This is a genomic window from Lonepinella sp. MS14436, from assembly GCF_042470565.1.
Lineage (GTDB): Bacteria > Pseudomonadota > Gammaproteobacteria > Enterobacterales > Pasteurellaceae > Lonepinella.
Genome location: NZ_CP170385.1, coordinates 1,135,403 through 1,152,643, shown reverse-complemented (window position 1 = coordinate 1,152,643; position 17,241 = coordinate 1,135,403). Strand labels below are relative to the sequence as shown.

Below are 17,241 nucleotides of genomic sequence, written 5' to 3'. Positions count from 1 at the left end.
TTTAATTATTAGAAAGGTACCAATATGTCAGAACAACAAACAACAGAACTGGATTTTCATGGTGAAATGGCAGTCCGTCGTGAGAAATTAAAAGCATTACGAGCAAAAGGCAATGCGTTCCCTAACACATTCCGCCGTGATGCGTTAGCACAAGATTTACATGATAAACACGATAGTACAGATGGCGAAGCATTAAAAGCGGAAGACATTCAAGTTGCCGTAGCAGGTCGTATTATGACTCGCCGTGCAATGGGCAAAGCAACATTTATCACCTTGCAAGATATGAGCGGCAAAATTCAGCTTTATGTATCACGTGATAATTTACCCGAAGGTGTTTACAAAGAGGATGTAGGACATTGGGATTTAGGCGATATTGTCGGTGTAAAAGGGACATTATTTAAAACCAAAACCAATGAATTAACCGTTAAAGCCCATGAAGTGCAATTATTAACCAAGGCATTACGTCCATTACCCGATAAATTCCATGGTTTGAGCGATCAAGAAATCCGCTATCGTCAACGTTATTTAGATTTAATTGCGAACGAAGATTCTCGCCGCACGTTTATTATTCGTTCTAAAGTCATTTCAGGTATGCGTGAATTTTTCCTGAGTAAAGGCTTTATTGAAGTGGAAACCCCAATGTTGCAAGTGATCCCTGGCGGTGCGGCAGCACGTCCATTTGTAACCCATCACAATGCCTTAGACATTGATATGTACTTGCGTATTGCCCCTGAGTTGTATTTAAAACGCTTAGTAGTGGGCGGTTTTGAACGGGTGTTTGAATTGAACCGTAACTTCCGTAATGAGGGCGTTTCTGTGCGGCATAACCCTGAATTTACCATGATTGAATATTATCAAGCATACGCAGACTATCACGATTTAATGGATAACACCGAAGAATTGCTACGCAAATTAGCCCTTGATATTCTGGGTACGACGATTGTGCCTTACGGCGAATACGAATTTGATTTCGGCAAGCCATTTGAGCGTATTACCATGCACGATGCAGTGCTTAAATACGGTGCGGATAAAGGCATTGTAAAAGACGATCTTTATGATCTCGATCGTGCTAAAGCTGTTGCCAAAAAACTGGGTATTGAAGTACAAAAATCTTGGGGCTTAGGTTCTATCGTTAATGCGATTTTTGAAGAAGTGGCAGAACATCACTTAATTCAGCCAACATTCTTAATGGCTCACCCAGCGGAAATCTCACCATTGGCACGCCGTAATGATGACAATCCTGAAGTGACCGATCGTTTTGAACTCTTTATTGGTGGTCGTGAAATTGGTAATGGCTTCTCCGAACTTAACGATGCGGAAGATCAAGCGGAACGCTTTGATGCCCAAGTTGCAGCGAAAGATGCAGGTGATGATGAAGCGATGTTTAAAGATGATGACTTCGTGGTTGCCCTTGAACACGGTTTACCACCAACGGCAGGTGAGGGATTAGGTATTGACCGTTTGGCTATGCTATTTGCTAACGCAGCATCGATTCGTGATGTGATTCTATTCCCAGCGATGAAGCAGAAATAATCTGAAAAAAAGGTAAAATTTAACCGCACTTTAAAATAAATCAAAGTGCGGTTTTTTTTCGCTTATTTTAGCCTAGACAAACACACCTACGCTATAATAACTACGCTAATAACATCAATTATGCTGATTTTTGCTCTTTGAGATCTTCAGCTTGACAAACTGCCGCCGTAAAAAGTACATCAGTTGATGAATTTAATGCCGTTTCGGCAGAATCTTGCAATACACCAATAATAAAGCCTACTGCAATCACTTGAGCAGCAATATCCGCAGAAATACCAAATAAGCTACAAGCTAACGGAATTAATAATAAAGAACCGCCAGCCACACCAGATGCTCCACAAGCACAAATAGCAGAAACAAGGCTTAACAAAATTGCCGAAGGAATAGAAACTTGAATACCTAAGGTATTCACTGCTGCTAAGGTTAAAATGGTAATAGTAATGGCAGCACCACCCATATTAATGGTCGCCCCTAACGGAATCGATACTGAATAGGTTTCTTCATCAAGACTTAAGCGTTTCGCTAATTCCATATTCACAGGTATATTCGCAGCAGAACTACGGGTAAAGAAAGCTGTTAGACCACTTACTCGTACACATTCCCATACTAATGGATATGGGTTACGGCGAATTTTCCAATACACAATAATAGGATTCATCACGAAAGCAACGAAGAACATTGAGCCTAATAATACGACAAGTAAATAAACATAGTTACCTAAAGCAGATAAGCCTTTATCACCCAAGGTTTCTGTCACTAATCCGAATACCCCAAATGGAGCCAATCCAATAACTAAATGCACAATTTTAGATACCGCTTCGGAAATATCATTAAATACATTTTTGGTACTTTCAGAAGCATGACGCAATACTAAACCTAGTGCAATCGCCCAAGCTAAAATACCAATAAAATTAGCATTCGATAAAGCCGCAATAGGATTATCAAAGATATTTAACACTACGGTAGTTAATACTTCACTAATCGATCCTGGAGGGCTTAATTCATTTGCTACAGCACGCAGAGGGATCGTTAAAGGGAACATAAAACTTGCAATAACGGCTGTTACCGCAGCTAAAAACGTCCCCAAAATATAAAGATAAATAATAGATTTCATATTGCTTTTTGAGCCTACTTGACGATTTGCAATAGCAGAAACCACTAATACAAACACAAGAATAGGTGCAACAGCACGCAATGCTTTAACAAAAATTGTTCCTAATACGCCGAATTTAGCTGCCAATTCAGGTGAAATCACGGCAAGCAAAATACCGAGAACTAAACCAATAGAAATTCGTTTTACTAAACTTCCTTGGAATAATAATGAAAATAAACGTGAACTATTCATAAGTAAATCACAAAATTATGCAAGCGTTTGCTTGCGGGTTAATCACACAGATCTTAACGATCCAATAGGGGAATTAAAGATAGCTGAAATTTAACTCAAAAGAAATAATAAAAATATAAGATTCTGCCTTTTTATAAAAATTTATATGAAAATTTAAAAAAAATCTAAATTTCCACTTGACCAACTGTTCTGAAATACAGTAACATACACCTGTTCAAAAAAACAAGTTTAAATTTTTACAGGGTAATTATTATGAATAACGCTATCAACAATGCTCACTACAACAATACAAATGCTATGATCGCCAATGATTTTTCTTACCATCCGATTCCATATTTTGAAGATCGACAAGCTATGACGAAAAATTATAGTCGAAAACTCGATCTTAATTTATATTGCATTAAACGCCCACAGCAAACTTGTTTTATTCGTGTCACTAATCCAGATATGTTGGCTTGGGGAATTGAGCAAAATGATATGTTAGTTGTAGAAAAGAATGATAGTTTATCTTTGGGGGATTTAATTGTTCTCGAAATTGAACAACAGATGGAAGTGTATGAATTTGTAAATCACAATAATGGTGAATTTATTTTCTTTCCATTGAGTTCAAAAGCTCATCATATTAAGACCCATAATTGGGGAGAATTACCCATTATTGGAACGGTAACAAATACCATTCATCAAATAAAACCGCGTAAAGATACAATAAAATTCGCAGCATAATACAACTATAATACAATAAAGCTATAGCCATTAAAGATTTTCCATATCTAGTGGTTATTGCTTTTCATATCTAGGCTCACAACAATGAGCTTATCGCAAGCCAGCAAATAGATTTTACTGTAAATATTCTCAAAGTGCGGTATAATTTTCACCATTTTTGTAACAAATCAATTAAACCATAATAATGAATACAACATACTGCCAACATCTTGCTAATGAACAAGCCACTTGCCAATTTGGCGAAAAATTAGTTAAATTAATTTACAATATCACCGATAAAAATGGATTTATTATCTATTTAAACGGTGATTTAGGGGCAGGAAAAACGACTTTAAGCCGTGGTATGATTCAAGGTTTAGGACACCAAGGCAATGTAAAAAGCCCAACCTATACTTTAGTCGAAGAATATCATTTGGCAGACCGACACATTTATCATTTTGATCTGTACCGCCTTAATGATCCTGAAGAACTGGAATTTATGGGGATTCGGGATTATTTTACCCCCCATTCTATTTGTTTAATTGAATGGGCAGAAAAAGGCGAAGGCATATTAAATTCAGCAGATTTATTGATTAATATGAGCTATGATAATAACGCTCGAAATATTGAATTAATAGCTAACAGCTCGCTTGGATCAGAAATTATTAAACAATTACAATAAGACAATTTAACTCAATGAAACATATTTTACTGTTAATTTTAACCGCACTTTTTTCTTCCGTATCCTTTGCTGAAGTTTGGACGATTGCTATTGACCCTGGACACGGAGGCAAAGATCCTGGAGCAATAGGACGAAATTTACATATTTACGAAAAAAATGTCACTATCTCTATTGCTCGTGAACTTAAAGCGTTACTGGATAAAGACCCTAATTTTCGTGGCGTACTAACACGCAATGGCGATTATTATATTAGCGTGTCATCTCGTTCAGAAATTGCCCGCCGAAATAAAGCAAATTATTTAGTTTCTATTCATGCGGATTCCTCCGTCAACCCTAGCTTACGAGGTGCCTCGGTGTGGGTGCTATCCAATCGCCGTGCCAATGATGAAATGGGGCAATGGTTAGAAGATCACGAAAAACAATCAGAATTACTTGGTGGGGCAGGTAAAGTGCTATCTCACAGCAAAGAAGCCTATCTCAATCAAACGGTGCTAGATCTCCAATTTGGGCATAGTCAACGAGTTGGCTATGAATTAGGTAACACTATTTTACAAAACTTCTCTAAAATCACTCAACTTAGCCGTAGTCGCCCACAACATGCTAGTCTTGGCGTATTACGTTCCCCTGATATTCCTTCGGTTTTAGTAGAAACAGGATTTTTATCCAATACCGAAGAAGAAGCTAAACTCAGTAGCCTTTCCTATCGCAGACGTATTGCCCATATTATTTATCAAGGCTTAGTAGATTATCGTCGTCGTAACGGTGGATTGGATGTAAACACAAAAGTAACTTATAAAGAAACAGGGAAAGCAAATACACCAGATAACGTAACCAACAGCCCGAAAAACAACAAAAATGAGCTGAAAGACAGTGGTATTCGTCATAAAGTTAAATCAGGTGAAACATTAAACGGTTTAGCTCAAAAATATGAAGTGAAATCGGAAGATATTATTAAATTAAATAATCTAAAACGCAAAAAACTGTGGACTGGTGAAACCATCAAAATTCCAGATAACAATAAAAAAATGGCTAAATCATTTGAAAATCCTAAACAGGACAATAAAGCCAATAGTGCGAAAAGCAATAATGCTAAAACCAATAATGCCAAGACCAAAGATACTAAGGAAAAAAGTAAAGAAATTCCAAAATATCATACCATTGAAAAGGATCAAACTATTTACGCCGTAGGACGTTTATATGGTATTTCACCTAATAAAATATTGAAACTCAATCCTAAGTTAAAAGACGGCAAAGCATTGGTTGGACAAAAAATCCAAATTAGAGAATAGAAAAACAGGGTAACATAATGGCAATTCACATTCTACCACCACAACTGGCTAACCAAATCGCAGCGGGCGAAGTGGTTGAACGTCCTGCATCAGTGGTGAAAGAATTAGTGGAAAATAGCCTTGATGCGGGAGCAGATCGCATTCAAATTGATATTGAAAACGGCGGTGCCACCCTGATTCGGATTCGAGATAATGGTATCGGTATTGCCAAAGATGAACTAGCTCTTGCTTTAGCTCGCCATGCTACCAGCAAAATTACTTGCCTTGAAGATTTAGAAGCGATCCTTAGTCTTGGCTTTCGTGGTGAGGCACTCGCTAGTATTAGCTCAGTATCTCGTTTAACCCTTACTTCTCGAACCACTGAACAAAAGGAAGCTTGGCAAGTATATGTGCAAGGTCGAGAGCAACAAAGCACTATTACGCCTGCCTCTCACACAGTTGGCACAACTGTTGAAGTGGCAAATTTATTTTTTAACACTCCTGCTCGTCGCAAATTCTTGCGTTCTGACAAAACCGAATTTAACCATATTGATGAAGTGATTCGTCGTATTGCTCTCGCCAAATCACAAATTACTTTTACGCTCACCCACAACGGTAAAATTGTCCGTCAATATAAAAGTGCGGTGGAAAATTCGCAAATTTTAAAACGGGTATCTGCGATTTGTGGCGATGACTTTGTACAACAAGCCCTACAAATTAACTGGAAACACGATGATTTACATTTATCTGGTTGGGTTGCCACGCCACAGTTTACTCGTCCACAAAATGATTTAAGTTATTGTTATATTAATGGTCGAATGGTGAAAGATAAGGTCATCACTCACGCCATTCGGCAGGCTTATGCAGAATATTTAGCAACAGAGCAATACCCTGCTTTTGTGCTATTTTTGGATCTTAATCCTAATGAAGTAGATGTCAATGTTCACCCTACAAAACACGAGGTGCGTTTTCATCAGGCTCGTTTAATTCACGATTTTATTTATCAAGGGGTGAGTAATGCCTTGTTATCCGCACAACAATTAGATTTTCATTCGGATCAGAACGCTCCATCACCACTTCAAGTTCAAGAACCACAAGCAGATTATCGCCCTACTATTAAACCGAATCGCCAAGCCGCAGGGGAAAATGTATTCGTCCATTCTACAACAGCAAGTACGGCAAGCAAAAAATCGCTTTATTCTACACCGCACTTTACACCACGTTTTGAATCAGCCACCCCAAATAAAACGGAGCAACGGTTATACGGTGAATTAATTCAAACCGATAAACATAAAACAGAAAACACCACAACCATAGCAACCGACTTGCAACTCGCCCCAACCAATGTATTGCGAGCTTTGTCGCTGGTTGAAAATAAGGCACTGTTATTACAACAAAATAACGACTTTTATCTATTACCATTGGATCATTTGCAACAACAATGTATTGAACTGGCACTGACCGAACCAAATACAGCAAAACAACCCTTATTAATTCCGCTTGTTTTTCGTTTAGATTCACAACAGCAATCACAATGGCAACAACAAAAAGCACATTTTGCCCAAATTGGTTTTGAGTTCGTAGAAAACTTGGCTCAACACCGTATTACCTTGAATAGCGTACCACAATGTTTACGTCAGCAAAATTTGCAAAAAATCGTGATGTCTTTACTTAATCTAAATGCAGAAAAAAATGATGATTTTTGCACCGCACTATTAAACTTACTGGAATTTAATGAAATCACCACCTTTGCTAGTGCGGTGAATTTATTACAAGAAGTGGAACGGTTGACAAAAAATCCTAATCCATTGTCATCACTATTAATTAAACTGGATTTCTCCTCCTATTTGCATTAAGGAAAAATGTAGCAATGCCAAATAAACCAACCGCCATTTTTCTGATGGGTCCCACCGCATCAGGTAAAACTAATTTAGCCATTCGCTTATATCAAACCTTGCCTGTGGAAATTATTAGCGTGGATAGTGCCTTGATTTATAAGGGAATGGATATTGGCACGGCGAAACCCAGTGCCGAAGAATTAGCCCAAGCTCCACACCGTTTAATTGATATTCTCGATCCCGCAGAAAGCTATTCTGCCATGAATTTCCGTATTGATGCGTTACGAGAAATGGCTGAAATTACTGCTAAAGGCAAAATTCCCTTACTGGTAGGTGGTACAATGTTGTATTACAAAGCCCTACTGGAAGGGCTTTCCCCCTTACCTAATGCAGATGAAAGCGTGCGTACAGACATTGAACACAAAGCGGAAAAAATGGGTTGGGCAACTTTACATCAAGAATTAGCTCAAATCGATCCTGTATCAGCAAACAGGATTAATCCAAATGATAGCCAACGCATTAGCCGTGCATTGGAAGTATTTTATCTCACGGGAAAAACCCTCACCGAACTTACTGAACAAAAAGGTGATACACTCCCCTATCATATTTTGCAATTTGCTATTGCCCCCGAAAATCGACAAGTGTTACATCAACATATTGAGCAGCGTTTTCACAAAATGATTGACCAAGGCTTTCAAGCCGAAGTAGAGAAATTATATGCTCGCCCAGATTTACATATTAATTTGCCGTCTATTCGTTGTGTGGGTTATCGTCAAATGTGGGAACATTTGCGTGGTGATTATAATTTAGATGAAGCTATTTATCGGGGTATTTGTGCCACAAGACAACTTGCTAAACGACAAATTACATGGTTACGTGGTTGGAAAACGCCAATTCAGTGGCTAGATAGCCTACAAAATGAACAAAATCTTAAAAAGGTGCAACAAGCCTTTGATCTTGCTATGCAAACTTGATATAGTGAAATAGTTAGTCAAAACGTGCTAACATATAACAATAATAAGAAGGAAAATAAAATGGCAAAAGGGCAATCATTACAAGATCCTTACTTGAACGCACTCCGTCGTGAGCGTATTCCAGTATCAATTTATTTAGTCAATGGTATCAAATTACAAGGACAAATTGAGTCTTTCGACCAATTTGTGATTTTGTTAAAAAATACAGTTAATCAAATGGTTTATAAACACGCTATTTCAACAGTTGTGCCAGCTCGTTCAGTGTCGCATCATAATAATCCTCAGCAGACACAACACCAGCCAACGACACAACCTACGGATACAGTTGATCCTGTTGTTGCCTAATTACGGCATAGAAATGGCATAATATTGACATCTATTCATATTACAGAAATTAAAAATGTGGTAGAAAATCCAACAATTTCTACCGCATTTTCTGATTTCGTTTATTCTCAAACAAACACTACTCCAGATCGTGCTATCATTGTTCACGTCTTTTTTTCGCAGAATAAAAACCTTGATGATCTCAATGAATTTCAACTACTAGCTAAATCCGCCCAAGTGGATATTGTCCAACTAATTACTACGGCTCGCTCTACACCACAAGCTAAATATTTTGTAGGTCAAGGCAAAGCGGAAGAAATTGCACAAGCTGTGCAATTACACAATGCCGATGTGATTTTAGTCAACCATCAGCTCACACCTGCACAAACTCGAAATTTAGAAAGCCTATGCCATTGTCGTGTAGTGGATCGAACGGGGCTAATTTTAGATATTTTTGCTCAACGAGCCAGATCACATGAGGGCAAATTGCAAGTCGAACTGGCTCAACTGAAACATCTTGCTACTCGCTTAGTTCGCCGTAAAACAGGTTTAGACCAACAAAAAGGGGCGGTTGGCTTGCGAGGACCAGGGGAAACTCAATTAGAAACCGATCGCCGTTTAATCAAAGTGCGAATTGCTCAATTACAAAATCGCCTAGAAAAAGTGGCAAAACAGCGTAATCAAAATCGCCAAACTCGCCAAAAAGCTGATATTCCCACAATTTCTTTGGTAGGCTATACCAATGCAGGAAAATCAACACTATTTAATCAAATAACCCAAGCGAATGTATATGTTGCGGATCAACTCTTTGCCACTCTTGATCCGACTTTACGTCGCTTATCCATTCAAGATGTCGGCACCACTATTTTAGCGGATACAGTCGGCTTTGTGCGTGATTTACCTCACGATTTAGTTTCTGCCTTTAAATCCACTTTACAAGAAACCACCGATGCCAGCTTATTACTACACGTTGTGGACAGTGCCGACACTCGCAAATTGGACAATATTCAAGCGGTCAATGATGTTTTACAAGAAATCAAGGCTGATAATGTACCAACCTTATTGGTTTATAATAAAATTGATCAGCTAGAAAATGTGTCAGCACATATTGAATATAATGACGAAAACCAACCTGTTGCAGTTTATCTTTCAGCACAATCTGGCATTGGTATTGATTTATTACTGGACGCTATTCGCCAACGCTTAAAAAATACTATCTTATCACTCAATATCACACTATCCTCCCAACAAGGCAAAATCCGCCATGCCTTTTATCAACTGAATTGTGTTCGACACGAGCAAATAAATGACATCGGGGAATATCAACTTCAAATTGAAATTGATCAAATAGAATGGTTGAAATTGGTGAAGAAGTTCGCAGACTTAAAAACTTTCAACTGTTAATTAGACGGCATGACTTATTTTCCGATCCCATAAGTTTTCAACTTATTTGCAATCGCTGTATGTGATAGCCCCAATCTGGTAGCAAGTTTTCGGGTACTCGGATATTTTTTGTAAAATTCACTTAACACCTGATGTTCGAAATTTGCCATAATTTGATCGAGCGTTTGATGGCTAAATTGATCCAGTGAAAAAGTTCTGTTCTCAACTGGCTGGGTAGGTTTGTCGGGTAAATTTAATCCTTGTATATTCAGTTGATGATTTTCGGCAAGTGAACAGGCACGATACAGGGCGTTATATAATTCTCGCACATTGCCTGACCAATTATAGTGCTGTAAGTAAGTAATAAAATCAGGCGTAAACTGCGGTGCAGAAATATTGAGATTTTGGCTGATTTGCTGGATAAATAATTGGGTGAGCGGTTTAATGTCCTGTTGGCGTTCTCGTAATGGCGGAACATCAAGGGTGAGTACGTTTAAACGATGAAATAAATCGCTCCGCACTTTGCCTTGTTGCACCGCATATTGCAAGGATTGTAGAGCGGTACAAATCACTCGCACATCCGCATAATGCTCTTGTTCTTCGCCCACTCGGCGGAATGTGCCATCGGTGAGAAAACGCAATAATTTGGCTTGTAAGGGTAAAGATAATTCAGCCACACTGTCTAATAATACTGTGCCACCGTCTGCATATTCAAAAAAACCAATACTAGTTTTATCCCCTTTAGCTTGCCCGAACATTTCACTTTCTGCATCTTCGCTCGGCAAACCAGCACAATTTACCGCAATAAATTTATTCGCTTTACGCTTACTAGCTTGATGGCAGGCTTTAGCGATTAAATCTTTCCCTGTTCCCGTTTCACCTTGAATTAACAAGGGAGCATTAAGCAAAGCAAATTTTTTGGCTTTAGCTACTAAAGCCTGCATTTTGTCGCTATGAGCCACAATATCAGCAAAGGTTGGCATAAAGTGCGGTGTATTTTCGGTCATTTTTGCTTTCTCTTAACAAATTTCGATGGCCAAAATGTAAAACAAAAAGGCGAAATCGTCAATTAATCTTTACAATCTTTCCTGTTGTTTGATTTTACTGGAGGTCAAGATAGTCGATTTTAAATGGCTTAATATTTCTCTATGAATGTGGCTCAAACGTGGTTTTTCCTGTTTTTGGAATGCTAACGGTCGGCAAAATTCCATCGTTTTAATGCCTAAACGAGCTGTCAATAAACCTGCCCCAATACCTTGTCCAACCCGTGCCGATAATTTTGCCATCATATCCTGTGAAAGCCAGTCCATCCCAACTTCTTGAATAAGTTCCGTTGCTCCTGTCAATGCCATATTCATCAACACTAATTTCATTAAACGTAAACGGCTAAAATAACCAAGTTCAATGCCATATAAACGAGCAATTTGATTAATCAAGCGAATATTCCGCCATGCCATAAAAAAGGTATCCACTACGGCTAACGGACTCACTGCAATCACCACAGCACTTTCTATGGCATTTTTAGTAATCAGTTGTTTCGCTTTTTTATCAAAGGGTTGCATTACTGTTTGACTAAATAAAAAGCCCACTTCTTGAGCATTATGGCTTTCTGAAATTTGTTTTTGCCATTGAATAATAGTAGGCTGTTGTGGATCAAGTTGCATTGATTCAGCGACTTTTAAACAAAATGCCTGACATTCTTCATTAGAAAAATCTTCACTAAATTGCACCGCACTTTTTGCATTTTGTCGCTGTAAATTAGCACTTTGTTGCTGCATTAACAAATGTTGACGTAAATTCCGCAGGCGTAAAAATTCTTTAGCAATAGCAGTTAAACCAAGTCCCACCACAAAAAAGCTGACTAACGCAAATACAAAATAAATCCATTGATGTTGTTGCCAAGTGTCCACTACCCATTGAATAGATTGTGCCACTGTAGCAATCAGCAATAAGCCAAACACTGCCATTAAAACTCGAAGCCACCAGTTAGGCTTTGCTCCAATCGCTTGTTCAAATTTGTCATCCAGTAATTCTCCCTCTAAAGGGTCATTATCTATTTCAATATTTCCATCAGTTTGACTAAATTCTTGCTTTGATTGGAAAGTTTGTACGGATTCTGGAGATTGAATATCGTCAAAAATGATTTTATCGTTCATTATGTATTTCCTAATCTAATTTATCACCAAGTAAAAACTGCAACACCGTATCCATACGTAAGTGCGGTATGTTTTCGCCTTGTTCTAAAGGTTGCGGTTCAAACTGGTCAAATTCAAATTTATTGGTTTGCCAAAATTCTTCATTTGGCACTTTCATCGGCACAGAACCAGGAAAAACTGTAACCTGTTGCAAATCACTAGAACGTACTCCTTGAATAGCTTTGAATTTCTGCCCGTTCTGCGTCACACTCACCTGTTTGGTAGCTCGAATAGAGGCAATCGCACTGTATTCTGTTTCAATCCCCTCAAATTCCACATAACTACCGCCTTTTTGCACTAAATGTCGCATTAAACTCATTAAATTTGGAAGTTGATCGCTGGTAATATGATCTGCTTTGGTAGCAATAAACATTAGTTTATCAATGCGTGGTGAAAATAATCGGCTTAACAAATGGCGTTTACCATAATGGAAATTTTTGAACAGTTGGGTTAAGCCCTCTTGCATATCATCAAAGGCTTGACGGCTATGATTTAATGGCGTTAAGCAATCGGCTAAAATCACTTGACGATCAAAATTCGCAAAATAATCCTGATAGAATTTTTTCACAATTTTATTGCGATAATACTCATAACGCTTTTCTAACACCGCAAAATAACTGTTTGAACTCGCATTATTTTTCAACTGTTTCCATTGTTCATTAGTAAGCTGTAATAATGGAAAAAACTGTAATGCTGGTGCTCCCTCCAATTCTGCGGGTAACACAAATCGTCCTGGTTGAATAAAATGTAAACCTTGTGCTTTACAGGCTTGTAAATAATCGGTGTAATCCTGTGCTAATTCAGCTAAAACATCTTCATTTGCCACCGCAGTTAAATCTAATTTTTTAGCCTTATCTAACCAAATTTGAGCTAAATGCTGTTTTTTCTGATTAAATAGTTGTGCCAATTCTAGCGACCATTGTTGATAATTTAATCCTAATAAAGGTAAATCAAGTAACCATTCACCAGGGTAATCAAAAATATCAATATAAAGCGTACCTGTTTCTTTTAAATAGCTCATTAAGCCACTTTGACGTTGATAACGAATAGCTAACCGAGTTTCACTCACACCCCGTGTAGATTGTGGAAAGTGCGGTGGTTTTTGCATTAATTCTGCTAAATTACGCTCATATTCAAAACGTGGCACACTTAAATCCTGTTGAGCAATACGTTTCACCCCTAAAATTCGATGATGACGAGCAGCATCAAATAATGGCAGATGAGCATTATCTACTCGATTAATATGTAACAACTGATTGATAAAGCTAGTAATGAAAGCTGTTTTACCACTTTGACTTAACCCTGTAACGGCGATACGCAAACTGCGATCTAAACCGCGGTCAATAAATTGATTGATTTCTTTTTGTAAGGTATTGAACATTTTATTTTTAATCTCGGCATAAATCCTATAAAATTAAACTAATTTATCACGAATAACTTAATTTATGCTTAATATATTTCGTTTCCATATCGTTCATTTTCTAATGTTGCTTTGGCTGTTTGGTACAACGCAAATAGCGTTCTCAGCCCCCAAAATCCCTGAAATTATATCAGAAAATGGATTAATTTACTGTACTAATGCCAGTGGATTTTCCTTTAATCCACAAACCGCAGATGCTGGCACCAACATGAATGTGGTAACAGAACAAATCTATAATAAATTGTTTGAACCCCATAATAATAGTGCCAAAGTCGAACCGTCCCTAGCACAATCCTATACGATTTCAACGGACGGCAAATTTATTACCATTCATTTGCGTAAAGGCGTGCAATTTCATCATACCCCATGGTTCACACCTACACGTAATCTGAATGCAGATGATGTGGTATTTTCATTAAATCGTGTACTTGGGCATAATACCGCATTACCTGAATTTGCCACAAATGATAATGAAAAAGTAAAACGTCAGTATCAGATTTTCCACGAATTAGCCAAAAAATCTCGTTTCCCCTATTTTGAGAGCGTAAAATTAAGCCAGAAGATTAAGCAAGTAGAAAGCGTTGATCCTTACACTGTAAAAATCGAATTATTTGCTCCTGATGCTTCCGTGTTATCGCATTTAGCCAGCCAATATGCAGTGATTTTATCACAAGAATACGCCTTACAACTTAATGCAGATGATAACCTTAGCCAACTCGATGAACTACCTGTAGGCACTGGAGCTTATCAAGTTAAAGATTATTTCCGTAGTCAATATATTCGCTTACAACGTAATTCGCATTACTGGAGCAAAAAACCGTCTATTCCGCATATTGTGATCGATCTTTCCACTGATAGAATGGGACGTTTAGCAAAATTTTTCAATAATGAATGCCAAATTGCTAGTTTTCCCGAACCCAGCCAATTAGGTTTATTAAAAAATAACGGTGAACATTTTCAAATGACCATGACTGACGGAATGAATTTATCTTACCTTGCCTTTAATTTCTTACGTCCAAGCATGCAAGATGTTGAAACTCGCCGAGCCATTGCTCAAGCCATCAACCGTGAACGGATTATTAAACATATCTATTATGATACAGCCACTATTGCTAATCGGATTATCCCTCCCGTATCTTGGGCATCCAGTAATAGTCTGCATGGTTTTAAATATAACTATGATCCCGAGCAAGCGAAGACCGTACTTCAAGATAAAAATCTCAAACTTGAGATGTGGGTTGTCGATCAAGAACAGGTGTACAATCCATCGCCAATAAAAATGGCGGAAATGATTAAATCAGATTTAGCCAAAGTCGGCGTGAAAGTAAAAGTGCGGTCCGTTTCACGTAACTTTTTGATGAAAAATCTGAATAACAAAACCGAAGATTACGATTTGATTTTAAGCGGCTGGCTTACCAGTAGCTTAGATCCAGATAGCTTTTTACGCCCAATTTTAAGTTGTAATACCACCAATGAAATTACTAATTTATCTAACTGGTGTTCACCTAAATTTGATAATCTGTTAGATTTAGCCTTGATCAGCAATAATACTGAATTACGTGCTGCTGATTACTATTCAGCACAACAAGAAATATTAACGGAATTACCCATTTTTCCAATTTCAAATGTGAAACGCTTATTAATCTCTAATGCTAAAATACGAGGAATTGAAGTTACGCCTTTTGGTAATATCTACTTTGAAAAATTATCCATAAGGGGACATAAATAATGATTTACGCTTTCTGTCGCCGTATTTTTCTGATTTTTATTAATTTATTTTTATTGTCAGTGGTAAGTTATAGCATTTTTATGCGTGACCCCTCAAATAGTTCATTTTCTGAACCGCACTTTTTTTCAGGCTATTTCAGTTATATAGGAAACTTGCTAAAAGGCGATTTAGGGATTACTTATAACGGTGGGGATTCACTCAATTCTGTTATTTTCAGCGTTTTTCCACCGACTTTAGAGCTTTGTTTCTTCGCTATTTTCCTTGCTTTCTTATTTGGTGTACCTGTTGGCATTAGTGGTGCATTTAATAAAAAGCATATTTGTGGCAAAACCATCAACGCTTTATCTTCTTTCGGTGTATCAGTGCCAGTATTTTGGATCGCACCAATTTTGCTCTATTTTACTGCGGTTTATCGTTGGGAAATCTCTGCGGTAGGACAATATAATGTGTTATACGAAATTCCATCTATTACTGGCTTTGCTGCTATTGATGTGTGGTTTATGGATGTACCTTATCGCATTAAAGTGATTCAAAATGTGTTCCAACATTTAGCCTTACCGACTTTAGTATTAGCTATTTCACCCACTATGGAAATCACCAAATTAGTGCAACAACGTACCGAATGGATTTTATCCCAAAATTATGTAAAATTTTCTATGACCAAAGGATGGTCAAATTTCACTATTTTACGCCGTTATGTATTTCGTAATACACTACCAGTATTAATTCCAGAAATACCCCGTTTAATCACCTTTACACTGGCATTATCAATGTTAATCGAAACCACATTCGCTTGGCCTGGTATCGGGCGTTGGTTAATTCTAGCCATGAATCAACAAGACTATAATAGCATTGCTGTGGGTGTGATTATTATCGGCTTATTTATCATTACCGTGAATATTCTGGCTGATTTTGGTTTATTTTTACTCGACCCTTTCGGCAAAAAAGGATGGTTAAATAATGCTAGATAAAGAACCCTATGAATTTCGTGAAAACGATACATTAAACCAAATTTGGTTACTGTTCCGCAAAAATCGTGTTGCCTTATTTAGTTTCTATGCCACAGTTGCCTTATTACTCATTGCCATTTTTGCCCCTTGGTTAGCACCATATAGCAGCGATATGCAATTTTTAGGCGAAGAATTAACCCCTCCATCTTGGAATAGTGCAGGGAAAGTGATCTATTTCTTCGGTACAGACGATCTTGGACGAGATTTATTTAGCCGTTTGCTCAATGGTGTCACCTATACCTTTGGTGCCAGTGTCATTGTAGTATTTTTTGCTTCACTATTAGGCGGAATCTTAGGAATTATGGCAGGGATGTCAAAAGGATTAAAATCTCGTATGTTAGGGCATTTTTTAGATGCGTTTTTGTCAATTCCAATTTTATTGATTAGTATTGTCATTGCAACCTTAATGGAACCCAGTTTGCCAAACGCCATGCTCGCCATTTTTTTGGCTTTATTACCGCACTTTATCCATGAAATTTATCAAGCAATACGTCAAGAATTGAAAAAAGAATATGTATTGGCGTTACGTTTAGAGGGAGTATCGAATTTGGAGTTACTCAAAGAAACCATTTTACCCAATATCTGCGTACGTTATATTCAAGAAATTATTCGTTCCTTTTCCGTCACATTAATGGAAATTAGTGCATTAAGTTTTATCGCCTTAGGGGCTCAACGTCCGACACCAGAATGGGGAGCGATGATTCGAGATAGTTTAGAATTAGTGTATCTCGCCCCTTGGACCGTAATTTTACCTGGCATTGCCATAATTCTTTCCTTACTGGTGGTCGTGGTGTTTGGTAACGGCTTATGCAAAACTATTAACAAATATTATGAATAG

15 protein-coding genes are annotated in these 17,241 nt (G+C 37.7%); 11 read left to right on the top strand and 4 right to left on the bottom strand.

The annotated features are described in order from the left end of the window. Positions 1 to 24 precede the first annotated feature (24 nt). Complete coding sequence (gene lysS, locus O1Q81_RS05540) at positions 25 to 1,533, top strand: lysine--tRNA ligase (protein ID WP_386693648.1); 1,509 nt, start codon at positions 25 to 27, stop codon at positions 1,531 to 1,533. Between the two features lie 118 nt (positions 1,534 to 1,651). On the opposite strand, the gene sstT is transcribed toward lysS, so the two are convergent. Continuing rightward, positions 1,652 to 2,878, bottom strand: coding sequence for a serine/threonine transporter SstT (gene sstT / locus O1Q81_RS05535; RefSeq protein ID WP_386696427.1), 1,227 nt, complete (start codon positions 2,876 to 2,878; stop codon positions 1,652 to 1,654). 252 nt (positions 2,879 to 3,130) lie between these two features. Here sstT and O1Q81_RS05530 point away from each other — a divergent pair, with 252 nt between their 5' ends. The 7 genes from O1Q81_RS05530 (at position 3,131) to hflX (ending at position 10,070) form a co-directional block, all read left to right on the top strand. Further along, positions 3,131 to 3,601 (top strand): LexA family protein, encoded by a 471-nt coding sequence (locus tag O1Q81_RS05530; protein WP_386685750.1) that lies wholly within the window; start codon positions 3,131 to 3,133, stop codon positions 3,599 to 3,601. 184 nt (positions 3,602 to 3,785) lie between these two features. After that, positions 3,786 to 4,262, top strand: coding sequence for a tRNA (adenosine(37)-N6)-threonylcarbamoyltransferase complex ATPase subunit type 1 TsaE (tsaE, locus tag O1Q81_RS05525; RefSeq protein WP_386696425.1), 477 nt, complete (start codon positions 3,786 to 3,788; stop codon positions 4,260 to 4,262). 14 nt (positions 4,263 to 4,276) lie between these two features. Further along, a complete protein-coding gene (locus O1Q81_RS05520) occupies positions 4,277 to 5,551 on the top strand; it encodes an N-acetylmuramoyl-L-alanine amidase (protein WP_386685745.1) in 1,275 nt (424 codons plus the stop codon). Between the two features lie 17 nt (positions 5,552 to 5,568). Continuing rightward, positions 5,569 to 7,386 carry a DNA mismatch repair endonuclease MutL gene (gene mutL / locus O1Q81_RS05515; protein ID WP_386696423.1) on the top strand — a complete coding sequence of 606 codons (1,818 nt, stop codon included), beginning with the start codon at positions 5,569 to 5,571 and terminating at the stop codon, positions 7,384 to 7,386. A gap of 14 nt (positions 7,387 to 7,400) precedes the next feature. Beyond that, positions 7,401 to 8,342, top strand: a complete 942-nt coding sequence (gene miaA, locus O1Q81_RS05510) for a tRNA (adenosine(37)-N6)-dimethylallyltransferase MiaA (protein WP_386696421.1) — start codon at positions 7,401 to 7,403, stop codon at positions 8,340 to 8,342. 60 nt (positions 8,343 to 8,402) lie between these two features. Continuing rightward, positions 8,403 to 8,687, top strand: coding sequence for an RNA chaperone Hfq (gene hfq / locus O1Q81_RS05505; RefSeq protein WP_386685739.1), 285 nt, complete (start codon positions 8,403 to 8,405; stop codon positions 8,685 to 8,687). Positions 8,688 to 8,705: 18 nt separating this feature from the next. Continuing rightward, on the top strand, positions 8,706 to 10,070 hold the full coding sequence (hflX, locus tag O1Q81_RS05500) for a ribosome rescue GTPase HflX (protein WP_386698621.1): 1,365 nt from the start codon (positions 8,706 to 8,708) through the stop codon (positions 10,068 to 10,070). A 14-nt stretch (positions 10,071 to 10,084) separates the two neighbouring features. Here the strand turns inward: hflX and O1Q81_RS05495 are convergent, their stop codons facing one another. From O1Q81_RS05495 to O1Q81_RS05485, 3 genes are all read right to left on the bottom strand, one after another. Further along, a complete protein-coding gene (locus O1Q81_RS05495; RefSeq protein WP_386696419.1) occupies positions 10,085 to 11,056 on the bottom strand; it encodes a sigma 54-interacting transcriptional regulator in 972 nt (323 codons plus the stop codon). Between the two features lie 69 nt (positions 11,057 to 11,125). Continuing rightward, positions 11,126 to 12,205 carry a YcjF family protein gene (locus O1Q81_RS05490; protein WP_386696417.1) on the bottom strand — a complete coding sequence of 360 codons (1,080 nt, stop codon included), beginning with the start codon at positions 12,203 to 12,205 and terminating at the stop codon, positions 11,126 to 11,128. Positions 12,206 to 12,215: 10 nt separating this feature from the next. Next, a complete protein-coding gene (locus tag O1Q81_RS05485; RefSeq protein ID WP_386696415.1) occupies positions 12,216 to 13,625 on the bottom strand; it encodes a YcjX family protein in 1,410 nt (469 codons plus the stop codon). A 103-nt stretch (positions 13,626 to 13,728) separates the two neighbouring features. On the opposite strand from O1Q81_RS05485, the gene O1Q81_RS05480 reads away from it, so the two are divergent. From O1Q81_RS05480 to O1Q81_RS05470, 3 genes are read left to right on the top strand one after another with little or no spacing between them, the layout of a single operon-like run. After that, the gene (locus O1Q81_RS05480; RefSeq protein WP_386698619.1) at positions 13,729 to 15,393 is read left to right on the top strand and encodes an ABC transporter substrate-binding protein; all 1,665 of its coding nucleotides are present in this window, start codon (positions 13,729 to 13,731) and stop codon (positions 15,391 to 15,393) included. After that, positions 15,393 to 16,364, top strand: a complete 972-nt coding sequence (locus tag O1Q81_RS05475; protein ID WP_386693630.1) for an ABC transporter permease — start codon at positions 15,393 to 15,395, stop codon at positions 16,362 to 16,364. The genes O1Q81_RS05480 and O1Q81_RS05475 overlap by 1 nt, the downstream gene beginning before the upstream one ends. After that, entirely contained in the window at positions 16,354 to 17,241 is an 888-nt protein-coding gene (locus O1Q81_RS05470) for an ABC transporter permease subunit (RefSeq protein WP_386685729.1), read from the top strand. Before O1Q81_RS05475 ends, O1Q81_RS05470 begins: the two co-directional genes overlap by 11 nt.